13 protein-coding genes are annotated in these 16,282 nt (G+C 58.7%); 11 read left to right on the top strand and 2 right to left on the bottom strand.

Annotated features, from left to right (window positions below):
* The first annotated feature begins 4 nt into the window (after positions 1-4).
* The 3 genes from J2T55_RS10640 (at position 5) to J2T55_RS10630 (ending at position 3,391) form a co-directional block, all read left to right on the top strand.
* Positions 5-1,540 carry a hypothetical protein gene (locus J2T55_RS10640; protein WP_259056406.1) on the top strand — a complete coding sequence of 512 codons (1,536 nt, stop codon included), beginning with the start codon at positions 5-7 and terminating at the stop codon, positions 1,538-1,540.
* 148 nt (positions 1,541-1,688) lie between these two features.
* Positions 1,689-2,378 (top strand): ABC transporter permease, encoded by a 690-nt coding sequence (locus tag J2T55_RS10635; RefSeq protein WP_259056404.1) that lies wholly within the window; start codon positions 1,689-1,691, stop codon positions 2,376-2,378.
* Between the two features lie 2 nt (positions 2,379-2,380).
* Positions 2,381-3,391: an ABC transporter ATP-binding protein gene (locus J2T55_RS10630; RefSeq protein WP_259056402.1), complete on the top strand. Its 1,011-nt coding sequence runs from the start codon at positions 2,381-2,383 to the stop codon at positions 3,389-3,391.
* A gap of 236 nt (positions 3,392-3,627) precedes the next feature.
* Here the strand turns inward: J2T55_RS10630 and J2T55_RS10625 are convergent, their stop codons facing one another.
* The gene (locus J2T55_RS10625; RefSeq protein ID WP_259056400.1) at positions 3,628-4,662 is read right to left on the bottom strand and encodes a patatin-like phospholipase family protein; all 1,035 of its coding nucleotides are present in this window, start codon (positions 4,660-4,662) and stop codon (positions 3,628-3,630) included.
* A 169-nt stretch (positions 4,663-4,831) separates the two neighbouring features.
* On the opposite strand from J2T55_RS10625, the gene J2T55_RS10620 reads away from it, so the two are divergent.
* Together J2T55_RS10620 and J2T55_RS10615 are read left to right on the top strand one after the other, a co-directional pair.
* A complete protein-coding gene (locus J2T55_RS10620) occupies positions 4,832-5,482 on the top strand; it encodes an HD domain-containing protein (RefSeq protein WP_259056398.1) in 651 nt (216 codons plus the stop codon).
* An 83-nt stretch (positions 5,483-5,565) separates the two neighbouring features.
* Positions 5,566-7,038, top strand: a complete 1,473-nt coding sequence (locus J2T55_RS10615; protein ID WP_259056396.1) for an HAD family hydrolase — start codon at positions 5,566-5,568, stop codon at positions 7,036-7,038.
* A 17-nt stretch (positions 7,039-7,055) separates the two neighbouring features.
* Here J2T55_RS10615 and J2T55_RS10610 read toward each other — a convergent pair whose 3' ends face one another.
* Positions 7,056-8,951 carry a serine/threonine protein kinase gene (locus tag J2T55_RS10610; protein WP_259056394.1) on the bottom strand — a complete coding sequence of 632 codons (1,896 nt, stop codon included), beginning with the start codon at positions 8,949-8,951 and terminating at the stop codon, positions 7,056-7,058.
* 254 nt (positions 8,952-9,205) lie between these two features.
* On the opposite strand from J2T55_RS10610, the gene J2T55_RS10605 reads away from it, so the two are divergent.
* The 6 genes from J2T55_RS10605 (at position 9,206) to J2T55_RS10580 (ending at position 16,060) form a co-directional block, all read left to right on the top strand.
* The gene (locus tag J2T55_RS10605) at positions 9,206-9,805 is read left to right on the top strand and encodes a hypothetical protein (RefSeq protein ID WP_259056393.1); all 600 of its coding nucleotides are present in this window, start codon (positions 9,206-9,208) and stop codon (positions 9,803-9,805) included.
* A 57-nt stretch (positions 9,806-9,862) separates the two neighbouring features.
* Complete coding sequence (locus tag J2T55_RS10600; RefSeq protein ID WP_259056392.1) at positions 9,863-11,134, top strand: paraquat-inducible protein A; 1,272 nt, start codon at positions 9,863-9,865, stop codon at positions 11,132-11,134.
* Entirely contained in the window at positions 11,135-12,787 is a 1,653-nt protein-coding gene (gene pqiB, locus J2T55_RS10595) for an intermembrane transport protein PqiB (RefSeq protein ID WP_259056390.1), read from the top strand.
* A 13-nt stretch (positions 12,788-12,800) separates the two neighbouring features.
* A complete protein-coding gene (locus J2T55_RS10590) occupies positions 12,801-13,430 on the top strand; it encodes a PqiC family protein (RefSeq protein WP_259056388.1) in 630 nt (209 codons plus the stop codon).
* 268 nt (positions 13,431-13,698) lie between these two features.
* Positions 13,699-14,310 carry a cation transporter gene (locus J2T55_RS10585; protein WP_259056386.1) on the top strand — a complete coding sequence of 204 codons (612 nt, stop codon included), beginning with the start codon at positions 13,699-13,701 and terminating at the stop codon, positions 14,308-14,310.
* Between the two features lie 304 nt (positions 14,311-14,614).
* The gene (locus J2T55_RS10580) at positions 14,615-16,060 is read left to right on the top strand and encodes a TrkH family potassium uptake protein (protein ID WP_259056384.1); all 1,446 of its coding nucleotides are present in this window, start codon (positions 14,615-14,617) and stop codon (positions 16,058-16,060) included.
* Positions 16,061-16,282 lie beyond the last annotated feature (222 nt).

Below are 16,282 nucleotides of genomic sequence, written 5' to 3'. Positions count from 1 at the left end.
TTTAATGACTACGCCGAAAATGGATGTCGATTATACGATTTTCCGCCACCGTTTAACTACCGTGCTGTTGCCGGCCGGTTTGGCGCCGCGTCAGCTGCGCCGGCTACTGTTGGTCACAGCGCTCATGGCGCTGCTCGCCGGTTGTGCCGCCTGGCAGCCGGTGCCGCGTGAGTCGGGCGGCGAGACCGCCGCCTGCCTGCAGTTCTACGCGGATTTTGACCGGGCAGTGGATCGCGCTGGCGTGGCGGACGCCCAGGCGGCACGCATCGCCGGCTTCCCGCACCTGCGCGTCAATCGCCTGCTGGCCTCATTTCGTGACGAGCTCACAGCGGCGCAGCGGCCCGACTGGCTGGCGCGCTTGCGCGCGCTGGCGGCCACGGCGGAGGTGGTGGAACTGGCCAACCTGCCGCCGCGACCGGCGACCTGGCAGGCACTGGGCGTGGCCGATCGCCATACCGCCGCCGCCCGGCTTGCCGACTGTGGTGATCACCTGCTGGCCACGGATCGCGCCGCCGAGCAGAATCTGGTCCTGTTGCGCGACCGCACCCGGGTGGCGGATGCCTACCAGGATTACCAGCGCGTGCTGGGGCTGTACCCGCTGACCGCGCTGGCGGTCTCGGTCGGTGTCGGCAACCTGCATGCCGAGACACGGGCGCGCTTCGCCCGCCCCGACCACAGCACCAGCGGTGAACTGATCGACTACGTGCCGGTGACGCCGCGCCCGGCAGCGATCGCCGAACTGCCACGCGACGCGCTCGGTATTCCGCAGCCGACGGCGATGCAGCGTGAACGTCTGTTCGCCCGCCATGCGCCGGTCTGGCGCATCGATACCGCGACCCCGGCGGATCGCATCGGCCGGCCGGTCTGGCGCGACGGCCGGATCGAAATCGTGACCACGCAGCCGATCGTTTACGAGAAACTGTCGTACACCCGCTGGCGCGGCGACGTCCTGCTGCAGTTGAATTACGTTATCTGGTTGCCGGCACGGCCGAAAACCGGGCCGCTGGATCTGCTCGGCGGCCATCTCGACGGTGTGACCTGGCGCGTGACGCTGGCGCCGGACGGCCAGGTGCTGATGTACGATGCCATGCACAACTGCGGCTGTTATCACATGGCGTTTCCGGGCCCGCGCCTCGAGCCGCGCGAGCGCGGCGGTCCCTGGCAGGAACCGCTGATCACCCCGGCCGCCGCGCCGCAGCCCGGCGACGATCAGCGCGTGCGCATTCGCCTGGCGACTGGCAGTCATTACCTGCAACAGATCACGGCGGTCGCCGCCGATGTGTCCGGCGTCGGTTATGTGACCGCGGATTACTACGAGCTGCGCAGTCTGGCAACGGCGGTGTCGGAGCGGCGCCGCAGCCTGTTCGACGAGCGCGGCCTGGTGCCCGGTAGCGAACGCCTTGAACGCTGGCTGCTGTGGCCCATGGGTGTGCCGGAACCGGGCGCGATGCGGCAGTGGGGTACGCATGCCACGGCGTTCGTCGGCAAGCGCCATTTCGACGAGCCGTTTCTGATCCAACGCTATTTCAGCCCTGAATAAAGTTGGCCGGGCGACTGTTTGTAGCGGTGTGAATTGGTTTATGATGCAGCGCTGTTGCTGACAGGCGCCGGCTATATGCAGGCGTGAACATAAGTCGACAGCGGCGCGCATGCTCAATCAAAGTGTAATCCCGGCAGGATAACCTGATATGGACTTCTTTCTGCAGGCACTGGCTGCAGCCTTCAACCTTATTATCAGTCTGGATATCGAAGTCTATCAGGTCGTCTGGACCTCGATATTCATCTCCCTGCTGGCAACCCTGGCCGCGGCCGTTATCAGTGTGCCGCTGGGTTTGCTGGTGGGTCTGACGCGTTTCCCCGGCAAGGATTTTCTGCAGCATTCGCTCAACACGCTCATGGCCCTGCCGACCGTGGTGGTGGGCCTGATCCTCTACGGCATGCTCAGCCGTCGCGGGCCGGCCGGCGATTGGGGCCTGTTGTTCACGCCCACGGCCATGGTCATCGGTCAGTGCATTCTGATCGTGCCGATCATCTGGAATCTGTCGATCGCGGCGGTCAATGGTGCCGACCCGCGACTGGCGCTGACCTGCCGATCACTTGGCGCCACTGGCTGGCAGCAGGCGTGGATCTACCTGCGCGAGGTGCGCTTCGGTTTCCTCGCTGCAATCGTCATGGGCTTCGGCCGCGCCATCGGCGAAGTCGGCGTGGCGATGATGCTGGGTGGCAACATCGAGGGCTACACGCGGACGATGACCACGGCCATCGCCCTGGAAACCAGCAAGGGTGAATTCGAATTCGCGCTGGCGCTGGGCATCGTCCTGCTGGCCGTGGCCTTTACCGCCAATGCATTACTGTCGCGCTTCCAGAGGCACGCCTGATCATGCTCAACCCCAGTGTCGCCTATGCACTCACGGATGTCGGTTTTACCTACCCGGGCACTGCTGGCGAAGCGCTCAGCATCAATCGCCTCGACATTCCGGCGAATCGCGTCACGGTCCTGGTCGGGCCGAACGGCTCTGGCAAGAGTACGCTGCTCGGTCTGCTGGCGTTCCTGCATGCGCCAACCGGCGGCGAGTTGCTGTACCAGGGTGCGCCGGTTAACGGCAAGCGACTGCGCGACTATCGCCGCCGCGTCGGCCTGGTACCGCAGAATCCCTACTTATTGCATGACACGGTTGCCGCCAACGTCGAGCTTGGCCTGAAGCTGCGCGGCACGCCGGCGGCCAAGCGGCGCGTGCTGGCGCAGTCGGTGATGGAACAGCTGGGGCTCGACCGGCTCGCCGATCGGCCGGCACGCGATCTGTCCGGCGGTGAAGGCCAGAAGGTGGCGATCGCCCGGGCACTGGTGCTGGATCCGGAAGTGCTGCTGTTCGATGAGCCGTTTACCTACCTGGATAAAAGCATCGTCGCCGAGTTCGAGCAGCTGGTCGGCGTCATTCGCGAGAACCGCTCGCAGACGATTGTCATGAGCAGTCACGATCAGCTGCGCGCCAGTGCCCTGGCCGACAAGGTGGTGACGTTGTTCGAGGGTCGCGTCGCGCCGAGTTCGCTGATCAATCATTTCCAGGGCCAGGTCGATCAGGCTGCACAGTTGTTTCGCACCAACAAGATCAACATCGCCATTCCCGAAGAGACCAGTGCCGGCGCGCATGCCGCGGTCGAGGCCAACCAGATCGTGCTGTCACGCCAGACGCTGGATTCGAGCATGCGCAATCATTTCATCGGTCGCATTACCAGCCTGCACGAGCAGGGTGGTCTGGTGAATGTAACCGTGCAGGCCGGTGAGAACTTCCAGGTCCTGATCACGCGGGCGGCGTTGCGCGATCTCGACTGCCACCTCGGTGACGAGATCACCGTCAGTTTCAAGTCATCGGCGGTGAAGGTGTTTTGACTGGTGACTGGTGATTCGTGATTGGTGAATGGCAAGTCGGTTTCTGTGGGAGCGGATTGCCATCCGCGAACCTTCCAGCGTCAGTATCGCGATTATCGGGGGAATTGTCGCATGATCGTAGGAGCGGCGACCTCGCCGCGAACAGCGTTGGTTAAGGAATTATTGAATTTTAATTTTCCTTGGCATCGAGACAGGGCCGATCACGCTATTTTAGTCACCAGTCACCAGTCACCAGTTCAGCAAAACAGCTCGCTCAGATTGACCGACGATTGGGTGCCGATGTGCTGGCGATTATTGTCCAGCCAGGCCTCGCAGCTGGCATAACCCTCCTGATAGAGCTCCTCGATGAATGCCGGCGGGCTTTGGTAGGCGCTGCTCGGATCCAGTTGCTGCATCATCGCCTCGTTTTGCACCAGGTGCACGTTCAGCCGGCTGAGCTGGCGTTCCAGCCGACCCAGCGGTAGCAAGTCCTGCTTGATCTGGTCTTTGGAAAAGGCAATCGCGCGCATTTCCCGCAGGAAGGCGGTATTGAAACTCAGCTCCGCCGCGCGCATGCGTATGGCTTCGGCGGTGGTCGGCAGTTCCGGCCGCGCCAGCGGCTGGACGATGACGATCATCACGTCGCTGGTCTTGCAGTCGAAGATGAGCGGGAAAATCGGCGGGTTGCCGGCATAACCGCCATCCCAGTAGGCCTCGCCGTCGATGGTGATGGCATGGTGTAACGAGGGCAGGCATGCCGAGGCCAGCAGCGCATCGACGCTAAGTTCCTTCTCCCGAAACAGCTTGAGCTTGCCAGTGCGCACCTGAGTGGCACCGATGAACAGTTTCAGCGAACGATTACGACGCAGGCGGCCGAAGTCGATCATCTCCTCCAGCAGCTGGCGCAGGGGATTGTGATCCATCGGGTTAAGCTGGTAAGGCGAGAAGGCCTGTGTCAGGGCCAGATACGACTGCAGCGAGAGCGGCGCACCGGTTTCGAACATCAGCCAGTCGGACAGCTGCGCGGTGGGCTGGAACAGGTCGCTGAACATGCTCGCCACCTGTTCCCAGAATTCGCGCAGTGCCTGGCGGGCGCCATCACGACCGCCGCGCAGCAGGCCGTCGGCCATGACCACGGCGTTCATCGCCCCGGAGCTGGTGCCACTGATACCGTCGATCTTCAGTGTCGGCTCCGCCAGCAACCGGTCGAGCACGCCCCAGGTATAGGCACCATGGGAACCGCCGCCCTGCAAGGCGAGGTTAAGGCTTTTGCTGTCGCTCTTCGTGGCCATGATTGCTCCGTCCATGCTGCGCCGCGTCAATTAGACCAGAATAGCTGCTCCGGGTCCATCTCGCCAGGCCGTGGCACGGTGTGATGTGCTTCCAGGGTTTGCAGGCGCCGGCCACATCGCTATATTGCTTATTCACACGCGTTGCGCCGGGGAGTCACGAGGATGCTGCATGAGCTATGAAGTGGATATGGTACGTAACCCGGGCCTCGAGCATGCCGCGGCGCTGCTTTATGACACCCGTCTGCCGTACCACAACTTCAGTCATGTCATGGAAACGCTGGCAGCCAGTCGCACGCTTATCGAGCGCTGTCGCGATGCGGATCTCGCCGTCCAGCCGGAGATCGTCTATGGCGCGTTGCTGTTTCACGATGCCGGTTATCAGTACGATCATGAGTTGCAGGGCTATGACTCCAAGGAAGCCTATTCGGCGCGGCTTGCCGCGCGCGTGCTGAATGATTACGGCATCGCCGCGTCAATTATCGACGCCGTTCAGGCGGCGATCCTCGCCACCCGGTGTGGTGCCGCTTGCTCCTCGCGCGAGGCGCGTATCGTGCGGGCGGCCGATCTGGCCGGATTGGCGCACGATTATTACCTGTTCCGGCAGAACGCCTGGCGCCTGTGGCGGGAAGACATCATCCTTGGCGGTGTGGCTGTGGCCTGGGACGACTGGCGCGACCAGGCGATCCATATCCTCGAGCATTTCCTCGCCGAGGATCTCGGCGTCAGCCCCGCCTGCTACGCCGCCGACGGTGAACCCTGGCTGAACAAGCACGGCCGCCGCAATATCGAACGTCTGCGCCAGGAGCCGACGCCCGCCTGATTTTCCGCCCGTCATCGCCAGGTCACACGAACAGGCTAGGCTTGTCGCCCGCTAATGATGAATGACGTGCGAGGTGACAAGGTATGCAAAACGTGGCCATACAAAACTGGATGCAGGCGCTGGCCGGCCACTATGAAAGGAGCCGGACGGCATTTGCGCAGGATGACCTGCTGATACTATTCGATATCGACGGTACGATTCTCGACAGCCGCTACATGCTGCTGTATCTGCTGCAGGCTTATGACCGCAATCACAATACCGGTTTCTTCTCCGCCTGCCGCATTACCGATATGAGTTTCAGCGTGGCCGAGCTCGAGGCCGGGCTGCGGTCATTGGGTGTGCCGGCCGATCATTTTGCCGCTATTCAGGCCTGGTATAACCGGCACCGCTGGTCAATGGCCGCCGTGCTTGAGGCACACCGGCCGTTTCCCGGCGTGATGGACGTGATCCGCTGGTTCCAGCTGCAACCGCATACTCATGTCGGCCTGAATACCGCACGGCCGGAACATCTGCGTGAGGAAACACTGTGTTCGCTGAATAAGCTGGGGCGCGAGTACCGCGTGCAGTTCACCAGTGATCTACTGTTTATGCGCGAAGCGGCGGATAGCGACGATGTCATTGCCGCCAAGCTCGCCGGCATTGAACACTTTCGTGCCTGTGGCTACCGGCCGTTCGCCATGGTCGACAACCAGCCGCAGATTCTCGAGGCCGTCGCCGCCCATGACCCGGGCAAAGCGATCCTGTTGCTGCATGCCGGTACGCTGTTTCAGCAACGTCCGGAACAGATGCCGGCCAATGCCGTCCAGGGCAACGTCTACGATCTGACCGAATTGATTCCGAAAAAGGCAATACCGCGCCATATCCAGTTTGTCTGGGATGGCGTCAGCAGCGAGGCGGCTCTGACGCAGTTTCTTGAGTCGAACATCCGCTGGGCGGACCTGAGCGTGCTGACCGACCGCTACATGAATGACCAGTCGCCGGACGTTAGACATGCGAATGGCCCCGCGCAATCGTCGGCACTACTGCAGACCTGTCTGCAGCAGTTGCGCCAGGCGGATCGCGGTATCAAGGTTAACCTCGGCGCCGACCTGGCCTGCAACCGGAGCCTGTTGCGACTGTTGCAGACGGCCGGCATAGACAGCAGCGATCTCTGGTTCCATGTCGATATGGAGGACCTGGGCGAAGCCCAGTTTCGCCAGCTGGCGGAAACGCAGCCCGGTGCGATCATCGAAACCCCGGTTGATTTTCTGGCACCGTTGATCGGTAACGGTGGCCAGCTGGCCGAGAACATACTCGATCGCCTGTGCGACTGGGGTGTGAATCGTTTTGCATTGGACTGGTCGACGCCGGGTGTACGCCGCTTGGTTGAACGACTGGATGACTGGGGCTTTACGGTGACGATCTACGGAGTCCGGGAATTGCAGGATTTTCTCCAGGCGGTATTGCTGATGCCGCGGGCGATCTGTTCCGACTTCAGCTATGCCAAATGGCGGGAGCCGCATGTTGGCAAACGCGCCGTTCATGATATCGATGGCGCCGTGCTGCGACACGCCTGACAGGTGCTGGTCTCGACTTATTGCTGCGGTGGCGGTTCGTCGTCGTTACTGAACCAGCCGCGCACCGTGTTGATCGGTTTGCTGAGAAAACCGGGCTCGGCCTGAACGTCCTGCTGTTCTTCGGGCGCCATATTCCCGCTGGGCGTATTGTTGTCGACATTCTGGTTTGCCGCGACATTATCTGTGTCACTGTTGTTCGCAGCCGGGTTCATGGATTCGGATAACGACTGCATCCGCGTCTGGGTGCGGCGCTGTTCCAGGGCCACCCGGGCACGCATCAGGCCCGGCGCATCCGGCTTGACCTGGCCGGCGCGGTCGAGCATGACACTGGCGCGGTCGAAATCGTTGTCCTGTGCCGCCTGTTGCGCCAGCTGCACGTAACGGTTGTAGATGGCCTCGATGCCGCGTTCGGCGGCCTGGTTGTCCGGGTCGATTGACTGCACGGCGAGGAACTTGTCGTAGGCGTTGCGATCCGCCGGCGTGGTTAGCCGCATGGCGTCGAGGTCGGCGCGGGCGCCGTCGAGCAGGGCCTGCACCAGTTCATCTTCATTCAGATCGTCACTGACCACTGTCGAGGTCAATGCACCCGTATCTTCTGCGCTGGCGGTTTCTTCGTCGACCTTAGTACTGCCGTTGATGACGTTATTGGCGACGGTGTTATCGATACTCAGGGGGCTGTCCGCGTCACTGCTCGCGCGCAGCCAGAGCAGGCCGGCGACGATCGTCAGCACGACCACGGCGGCAGCCAGGTAGGCGTTGCGGCGGTAATCGGTACCGGGGCCGCGTGCTGACGAATGGACGACGGTGGCCGCCTCCTCAGGCTCGGGCTCACTGGCTGCGCTGACCACGGTACGGGTTTCACCGGCCACATTGAAGATCGCATCGTCCGCGGCGGTTGCATCGGCCTGTTCCAGTGGCTCGGTGTGGGTACCAGTCTGACGGGTCTGGCGGTCGCCGGTTCCTGCCCCGGCCTGCGGCGGTACGCCGTAGTATTCCGGCTGGGTGTCCATTTCGTGGCCATCGAAGCCGAATTCGGCGCGCCAGTCGGTGATGTTCTGTGGCCGATCCTCGATGCGAAAAGCCAGTGCATGGTCGATGGCGGCGAGAAACGGGTCGCCGTAAGGTTCGCGTACCAGCTCACGGGCGCTGGTCATGAAGTCGGCCTTGCCGTCGGACAATGCCTCGCTGCGATCGATGGCCGACGGCGGTACCAGGCCCGTGACCGCGCGGTAGAGGGTGGCGGCCATGCCGTAGATATCGGTCCATGGGCCCTGGCGTTCCCCCTTGCTGGTGTACTGCTCGATCGGTGCATAGCCGGGCGAGACCAGGCTGGTCAGGGTCTGGGTATATTCCTGCATCGACTGGCGTGCCGAACCAAAGTCGAGCAGCACCGGGCTGCCGCCCTCGCGGATATAGATGTTGGACGGCTTGATGTCGCGGTGGATGAAGCCGCTGGCGTGGACCTTCTCGAGACCGTCCAGGATCGGCAGCGTGATCTTGGCCAGCTCGCGTTCGTTCAGGGTACGGCGACGCTTGAGCAGGGCCGACAGGCTGACGCCGCTTTCATAGTGCATCACCATGTAGGCGGTGCCGTTGCGCTCGAACACGTTGATGACCCGGATGATGTTCGGGTGCTCGAACTGCGCCAGCGTGCGCGCCTCGCTCAGAAAACGCTCCATCGCCCAGCCGAAGTCCTCGGCGGACTCATCCGACAGCGGCTTGATCTCGGTGCTGCCGACGCGCGTGCAGTGCTGGCTGGGAAAGAATTCCTTGATGGCTACCGGCCGGTGCAGGTTGATATCCTCGGCCAGGTAGGTGATGCCGAACGCGCCACGTCCGAGCACCCGGCCGATGCGGTACCAGAGCAGTTCGTAGCCGGCCTCGAGGACGCCTTGTGGATGCGATTCGGTCATGGCATGCAGTTATGAATGATTCTGTGGCGCCGTCATTGGCCAAGCGGCATATTACCCCGGCCGTGGTGCCGGTCACCAGTCTTGTGTCGGTCAGCGTATGTGCCGATTTGACACGTCCACAGGGTGCCCGTGCAGCCTGGATGCACCGCACAATACGTGCCGATGCTTCCAGCGATAATGTTAAACTGCCATTATTCAAGTCAAGTCACTCATTTTATTGAGGCAGTTCGATGGCCTTAGCCGATACCGTCCGTATGCTCTACGCTCAGGGCCTGGGCGAGCTCTTTGTGCTGCATATCAAGAAGGACAAGCCCATGCTGGGCCAGCTTTACTTCGAAAAGGGCAAGCTGGCGCTGCGCGACCAGGGCATGCTCGCCGGTATGACCGTCAGCCAGCTGCAACCGTGCTGGGAAAGCGGTCTGCTGGGTGTCGTGACCGCTGGCAAGGCCGGCGACCGGGAGTGGGAAAGCATGACTTTTTCCGGTCTCGAGCACTGTGATTTACCCATCGATCTGGGTAAGACCCGACACGGCGCCCTGATGGCTGCCCAGAACCAGTACGGCGAGAACCTCATCAACTTCGTCGGCAGCATCTATCGGGGCTACCAGCTGATGATGGAACATCATTTCCTGCCCGTGGTGCTGCTCAAGGAAGTGGAGACCAAATCCGGCGAGGTCGGTCTGGCAATCAGTGACCTGCGCACGGTGCCCATGTCGATCAACCTGATCCGCAATCTCAATGACATGGTCATGAAGTGCGTCGAGAAACGTCTGACCATGGAAGTGGGTGACGAGGAAGTCAACCAGGAGGAATTCCAAAAGATGTTCGCCAGTTACCTCAAGGACGGCGACTGAGTTCGGGGTAATGATCTCGCGTCCTGGACTTTCGATGCCAAGTGTCCAAGTGCTGCCATGACATCAGTATCCCGTCGGCCACGCCGGCTGCGGGTCTGTCCCGAGTGCGAGCTGGTCGTCGGCCTGCCGCGTCTGCGGCCCGGTGAAGGCGCCGAGTGTCCGCGTTGTCGGCATACGCTGGTGCGCCGCGTGCCGGATTCGGTACAGCAGGTACTGGCCTACGCCAGCGCCGCCCTGTTGATGCTGCTGTTTGCATTGCCTTTCACATTCGCGAGTTTCGAGATCCAGGGCGTGCAACAGCAAATCGCCGTGGCGGAAACCGCCAGCATGCTGTTCTATGACAGCGAGTTACTGCTGGCGCTGGTCGTGGTGCTGGCGATTCTCGTTTTCCCGGCATTGTTTCTGGCCGGAGTCAGCTTTATTTACATGAAGATCGCCTTTCGCGAGGTGAATGCCTGGCACCGGTCGCTGGCGCGGCTGGTCATGCGTCTGCATCCATGGATGATGGCGGACGTGTTCCTGATCGGCGTGCTGGTGAGCATGAGCAAGGTGGCCAGCATGGCCGACATCGCCTTTGGTCCATCTTTCTGGGCGTTTTGCATTTTCGTCGGTCTGTTGCTGAAAACGGTGACCAGTATCGACAGTGACCGTCTCTGGTTTGCCTTGGCCGGTGAGCCGTCGCTGCCGGCGCATCTGCAGGCCGGTGTCAACGCGGGCGAACAGGGCATAACCGGTTGCGAGCTATGTACCTTCCCGATACCGGCGGCGGGCCAGGACAAGTGTCCACGCTGCGGCGAACACACCCGGTTGCCGGCGACGGCAACGCTGGAGCGTACCTGGGCACTGTTGCTTACGGGTGCCGTGTTGTATGTTCCGGCCATGGTGCTGCCGATAATGAATACGGTCAGTTTTGGCGCAACTACGCCGCAGACAATCATCGGCGGTATCCTGCATCTGGCCGAAACCGGTTCTTTGCCGATTGCCGTGATCATTTTCGTTGCCAGCATTGTCATACCGATAGCCAAATTGCTGGCACTGGGCTGGCTGTGCTGGGTGGCGCGGCGGGCGCAAACGCTGAAGCCCGGGATTCAGATCCGCCTGTACCGGATCACGCATTTTATCGGCCGCTGGTCGATGATTGATGTTTTTGTGGTAGCGATACTGGCGGCCCTGATCCAGGCGGGTGTCCTGATGTCCGTCTCACCCGGTCCAGGCATCCTGCCGTTTGCAGCCGTCGTGATCATTACCATGATCGCGGCCATGCAGTTTGACGCACGTCTGTTATGGATGGCCGAAAAACAGTCAACAGCAACCGCGGAACAGGGCTGAATGAGTGATACCGACCTGACACAGGCGAAGAAGAAGCCACGCCGGCGCGCTTTGTCATCCATCTGGATTGTGCCGATTATCGCGATCGCTATCGGCGGCTGGATGGTTTACTACAATATATCGACGACCGGTCCCCGGGTCATACTGGAAATGAACTCTGCGGATGGTATCCAGGCCGGCAAGACACTGATCAAGGCGCGCAATGTCGAAGTCGGCAAGGTCGAATCGATGCGCCTGTCCGATGATCACGGTCACGTGATTATTACGGCACAGATGAACAAGGACAGCGAACGCCTGTTAAAAAGCGATACGCGTTTCTGGGTGGTCAAACCGCGTATCGGCCGCGAGGGCATCAGTGGCCTGGGCACGCTCTGGTCGGGGGCCTATATTGAACTGATGCCCGGTCAGGAAGAGCAGACGCAACGGCGCTTTGAAGTGCTAGAAGAACCGCCGATCGCGAAAATGCATAAGGATGGGCTGCGCGTAAAGCTGCATAGCGAAAATGCGGATCGGCTGAGTGTCGGTGATCCGGTCATCTACAGTGGTTTCGATGTCGGCCGGATAGAATCCGCCGATTTCAAGATGGATGATCGGCAGATGCATTACCGCATATTTATCGACGACAAGTACCGCGATCTTGTGACCGAGAACACGCGTTTCTGGTCGGCTTCCGGGGTGTCTCTGGAACTCAATGCTGGCGGCATGCAGGTAGATATGGGCACACTGGAATCGGTTATCGGTGGTGGCATCACTTTCGGTGTACCGGAGGACCTGCCGCCGGGTGATCCGGTTGGTGAATCAAGCGTGTTCACGCTTTACGACAGTGAAAACAGCGCCTACCAGGCGAGCTTCGATAAGTATCTCGAATATGTGATGCTGGTCGATGATACGGTGCGTAGTCTCAGTCCCGATGCGGCGGTGGAATACCGCGGTGTGCGCATCGGCACCGTCATCGATGTGCCCTACGAATTTACGCCGGAACGGGTCAAGACCCTGTCTGACATCAAGATACCGGTACTGATCCGAATCGAGCCGCAACGTCTGGATCCCTTCATGGACGAGGATGAACTGGTCGAATGGCGTCAGCGTTACCAGCGACTATTCGCCAATGGCCTGCGCGCCTCGCTGAAAACCGGTAATTTCCTGACCGGCTCCTCGTTCGTCGATATCGGCTTTTACGCAGATGCCACGGCAATGGAGATCAGCGAGTTTGTCGACAAACCGGTTTTCCCCAGCGTGCCTTCAAGATTGAGCCAGCTGGACCAGCGGCTGTCGCAATTCATGGACAAGATTAATAATCTCGAAATCGAGGCGTTGATAGAAAAACTGGATTCGAATCTCGGTACTTCGGAGGCGATGCTGAAAGATCTGCGCGAGCTGAGCAGCCAGATCAGCGACCTGCTTGAGAGCGAGGATATGCAGGCATTGCCGGGCGATATACGCAGCACGCTGGATGAGATCAATGAAACCCTGGATGGTGCCAAACCCGGTGCGCCGGCATATGAGATACTTACAGATACATTGAAACAGCTGCAGACAATGATGAACGACTTCCAGCCGTTTGTTGAAACCCTGAACAAGCAACCTAACGCGCTGATCTTCAACAAACTGCCCGAGGAAGATCCGCAGCCGAAAGCATCGCCCGGGGATTGAACAGGAGTCACACATGTATCCACAGCGGAAGGATGTTCGCGCAATCTCATGGCCGGCCGGTTTTGTCGTCGCCCTGCTGGCACTACTATTGGCGGGTTGTGCGAACAAACCGGTTGAGGTGCAGCACTACACACTGCCTGCAGCTACAAAGGTTACACAGGAGACCGATGCCGAGCCACTGTTTGTCGAGATAACAGTCAACACGGCAGACTACCTGGCCGCGCCGGGTATCAGCTATCAGACCAGCGAGTATCGTATGGAGTCCGCATACGGTCATCGCTGGGCGGGCTCGCTTGCCGAACAATTGCGACGTCAGTTGCGCGATGAGCTGTTGCAGCAATACCCAGGCTATCGCTTTATTAGCGGCCGCGGGCATGGCGATGATGCTGCCGGCGATACTTTCTTTCTAACGGTCGAGATCGATGAATTCCATGGTCGCTTTGATGGCGTTGCGGTTATCTCCGGCCGTTGGTCACTACGTGACACGCAAAACAATTACCTGACTGGTCAGAACTTTTTTGAACGGATACCTCAGTCAGAGGATGGATATGAAGCACTGGTCAAGAGCCTGGCGCAGGGTTGGCGCAAAACGATCGGGGAAATAAACAGGGAAATCCAGGCGCTCAAGGCAGAGTCAAACTAATAGTCATAAGTGTTAGTGGGTCATGCCGGAAAACAATTTATCAGCAAGCCGGTGAAGCCCGTATACGGTGTTACAGGCCAAGGGAACAGGTTGGAAATAGATCTTCCCTCTATAAGGGGACGAGCGGTTTTTTTGTCCGGTCAAAAATTGTAATTCAACAGATCCTATCAAGTTATGTTTTGACGACTTCGCAGATACTGAAAGAAACGTTGGTGGTGCAACCACCAACTTAAAAATTATGTACTCCATTCAATCCTTGTAAAAAATCATGAGCGACTGTTGTCATAACACAGACGATCTGAAGCAGCTTCAACAACGTCAAAGCGGGACGTTGAGAATAGTCCTGGTCATCAATGCAGTGATGTTCATGGTTATTCTTACAGCTGCCCTTTATGCCGATTCCAGCGCCCTGCTTTCGGACAGTCTTGATAACCTCGGCGATGCTTTAACCTATGCATTCAGCCTGTATGCAGTCAGTTTGGGTATGCGAAGCAAGGCCCGTGTAGCCCTGTTCAAGGGCATGCTTATTCTGCTCGCGGCGCTCGCCGTATGGGGTCAGATCATTTACAGGCTGATCGAACCCAGTGTGCCAGTATTCGAGTTAATGGGCCTGTTCAGTGTGGTAGCGCTTATTGCCAATAGTACCTGCCTGGCATTGCTATGGCGGCACAGGGGCGACGATGTCAATATGAGCTCGGTCTGGGAGTGCTCCCGCAATGATATTGTGGCCAATGTGTCGGTTTTTGTTGCAGCCGGTGCGGTCTGGCTGACCGAAGCGGCATGGCCCGATTTACTGGTTGCTATCTGTCTTGCCTCATTCTTCCTGCGTTCCTCAATACGGGTGCTGGCATCGGCTCGATCGGAACTGCGCGAGGCATGAAACATGGCCTGTAGCATCAAGAGGCTCAACCGCAGTAAGGGGAGTACAGGGAGAGATTCAATTGATGGCTCGAATCACCGGTCCCGGTATTATGAGGCAAGCCGGGGTAAATCAATAAATATAAACCAAACAGTTAGTTACGGCGTCTGTCTGCTCTCGACATCGTCGTTCACAGAACGTGCAGCGTAGTCGAGTAACGGGATTCGAGCGCACATCTTCCGTGCCTCATACATCACTATATCGATAGTCCTGATAATTCGTTCCGTATATGTGCGGCGCACAAAAAATCAAGTTATCATAAAGTATGAATTATCGGGCGATTGCTTACATACTCGGCCTGTGCCTGCTGCTTTTCAGCGCGACCTTGCTGCCGAACGTCTTTGTCTCCTTGGCAGTGGACGATGGCGAGGCTATACACTTTATCGAGAGTCTGTTGCTCCTGGCCGGTGCAGGGGTGATTCTATGGGGATTTAATCGCACCAGCATCGAAAATCTCAGGGGACGTGACGGATTCCTGATCGTTTCCCTGTTCTGGGTAGTGCTCGGAGGCCTGGGAGCACTGCCGCTGGTCCTCGGTGCCCACCTGAGTGTTACAGATGCGGTCTTTGAGGCCGTATCCGGTTTTACCACTACCGGCGCAACGGTCATGTCGGGACTGGATTCACTGCCTTTATCCCTGCAACTCTACCGCCAGCAGTTACAGTGGTATGGCGGTATTGGTGTAATCGTTTTCGCCGTGGCCATACTGCCAATGCTGGGCGTGGGCGGTATGCAGCTCTACAAGGCGGAAACACCCGGGCCAGTCAAGGATGAAAAACTGACCCCGCGGATCGCGCATACGGCCCAGTTCCTGATTACCCTCTATATCGGCATGACGGTGCTTTGCGCACTGGCCTATTGGTATGCAGGTATGTCGCTCTTTGACGCCATAGCGCACAGCTTTACCACTGTCTCTACAGGCGGCTTCTCCAACCATGATGCGAGTATTGGTTACTTCGATAGCCCGCTGATAGAAAGCATTGCTATTGTTTTCATGCTGCTTGGGGGTATCAGCTTCAGTATCCATTACCTGGTCTGGCGTTCCTGGAACCCATTACGCTATGTGGCCGACACGCAAACCCGTACCTTTGTAAGTATCGCGATGACCTTGGCGGTTATGATTGCCGTCTTCCTTTATAGCTATGGTTATACTGATGACGCCAATCATGCCATGCGTCTGGCAGCATTCGAGGTTGTTTCGGTGATTACCAGCACCGGGTATGGCATTGATGACTTCAACCTGTGGCCTGCCGGGATGCCGGTGTTACTGATATTTATCAGCTTCTTCGGCGGTTGTGCTGGCTCGACAGCTGGCGGCATGAAGATTATCCGCATATTAATCCTGTTCCGGGAATCCATGCGCCAGATCAGGATGTTGGTTCATCCGAGAATTGTGAGACCGCTCAAGATCGGCAATCGTGTTGTACAGCCAGAGATTATCAACGCCGTTCGAGGGTTTATCTCTGCCTATGTAATTATTTTTGTCGGACTGATGTTGGTCCTGCTTGCGGATGGTGTGGATATGGTCACGGCCTATGGCGCAATTGCCAGTTGCATGAATAACCTGGGGCCGGGCCTGGGCAACGTCGGTACGACATTCACCAGTCTCAGCGATTTCTCGACCTGGGTGTGTACATTTGCCATGCTGCTGGGGCGGCTGGAAATCTTTACCCTGCTGGTGATTTTCACGCCGATGTTCTGGACTAAATAGCCCTGAATCTACTGGGGACTCGCTGGAGATCCTGGTGAATATGTAGTTTCTAAGAATTATTGAAATAGGATGCATTAAGAATCAATAAGATAAACCTTTAGATTTATGTTTTAATGAAATTAATTTTAGTTGGTCTCTAGATTCTAACGCAACAGTTCATTAAAGGCTTCGAATGGTGTTTGCGCATCAAGTACTTTGCGGGGACGGCCATTCAATCGGTCC

The sequence above is a fragment of the Methylohalomonas lacus genome (assembly GCF_024808875.1).
In the GTDB taxonomy this organism is placed as follows: domain Bacteria; phylum Pseudomonadota; class Gammaproteobacteria; order Methylohalomonadales; family Methylohalomonadaceae; genus Methylohalomonas; species Methylohalomonas lacus.
The sequence above is the reverse complement of the archived record's forward strand: the minus strand, read 5'-3'. Positions and strand labels throughout refer to the sequence as shown.

What these genes read in the sequence shown, in the direction of transcription:
- J2T55_RS10640 (WP_259056406.1), top strand. Translation starts at nt 5, where the DNA reads ATGACTACGCCGAAAATGGATGTCGATTATACGATTTTCCGCCACCGT.
- J2T55_RS10635 (WP_259056404.1), top strand. Translation starts at nt 1,689, where the DNA reads ATGGACTTCTTTCTGCAGGCACTGGCTGCAGCCTTCAACCTTATTATC.
- J2T55_RS10630 (WP_259056402.1), top strand. Translation starts at nt 2,381, where the DNA reads ATGCTCAACCCCAGTGTCGCCTATGCACTCACGGATGTCGGTTTTACC.
- J2T55_RS10625 (WP_259056400.1), bottom strand. Translation starts at nt 4,662, where the DNA reads ATGGCCACGAAGAGCGACAGCAAAAGCCTTAACCTCGCCTTGCAGGGC.
- J2T55_RS10620 (WP_259056398.1), top strand. Translation starts at nt 4,832, where the DNA reads ATGAGCTATGAAGTGGATATGGTACGTAACCCGGGCCTCGAGCATGCC.
- J2T55_RS10615 (WP_259056396.1), top strand. Translation starts at nt 5,566, where the DNA reads ATGCAAAACGTGGCCATACAAAACTGGATGCAGGCGCTGGCCGGCCAC.
- J2T55_RS10610 (WP_259056394.1), bottom strand. Translation starts at nt 8,951, where the DNA reads ATGACCGAATCGCATCCACAAGGCGTCCTCGAGGCCGGCTACGAACTG.
- J2T55_RS10605 (WP_259056393.1), top strand. Translation starts at nt 9,206, where the DNA reads ATGCTCTACGCTCAGGGCCTGGGCGAGCTCTTTGTGCTGCATATCAAG.
- J2T55_RS10600 (WP_259056392.1), top strand. Translation starts at nt 9,863, where the DNA reads ATGACATCAGTATCCCGTCGGCCACGCCGGCTGCGGGTCTGTCCCGAG.
- pqiB (WP_259056390.1), top strand. Translation starts at nt 11,135, where the DNA reads ATGAGTGATACCGACCTGACACAGGCGAAGAAGAAGCCACGCCGGCGC.
- J2T55_RS10590 (WP_259056388.1), top strand. Translation starts at nt 12,801, where the DNA reads ATGTATCCACAGCGGAAGGATGTTCGCGCAATCTCATGGCCGGCCGGT.
- J2T55_RS10585 (WP_259056386.1), top strand. Translation starts at nt 13,699, where the DNA reads ATGAGCGACTGTTGTCATAACACAGACGATCTGAAGCAGCTTCAACAA.
- J2T55_RS10580 (WP_259056384.1), top strand. Translation starts at nt 14,615, where the DNA reads ATGAATTATCGGGCGATTGCTTACATACTCGGCCTGTGCCTGCTGCTT.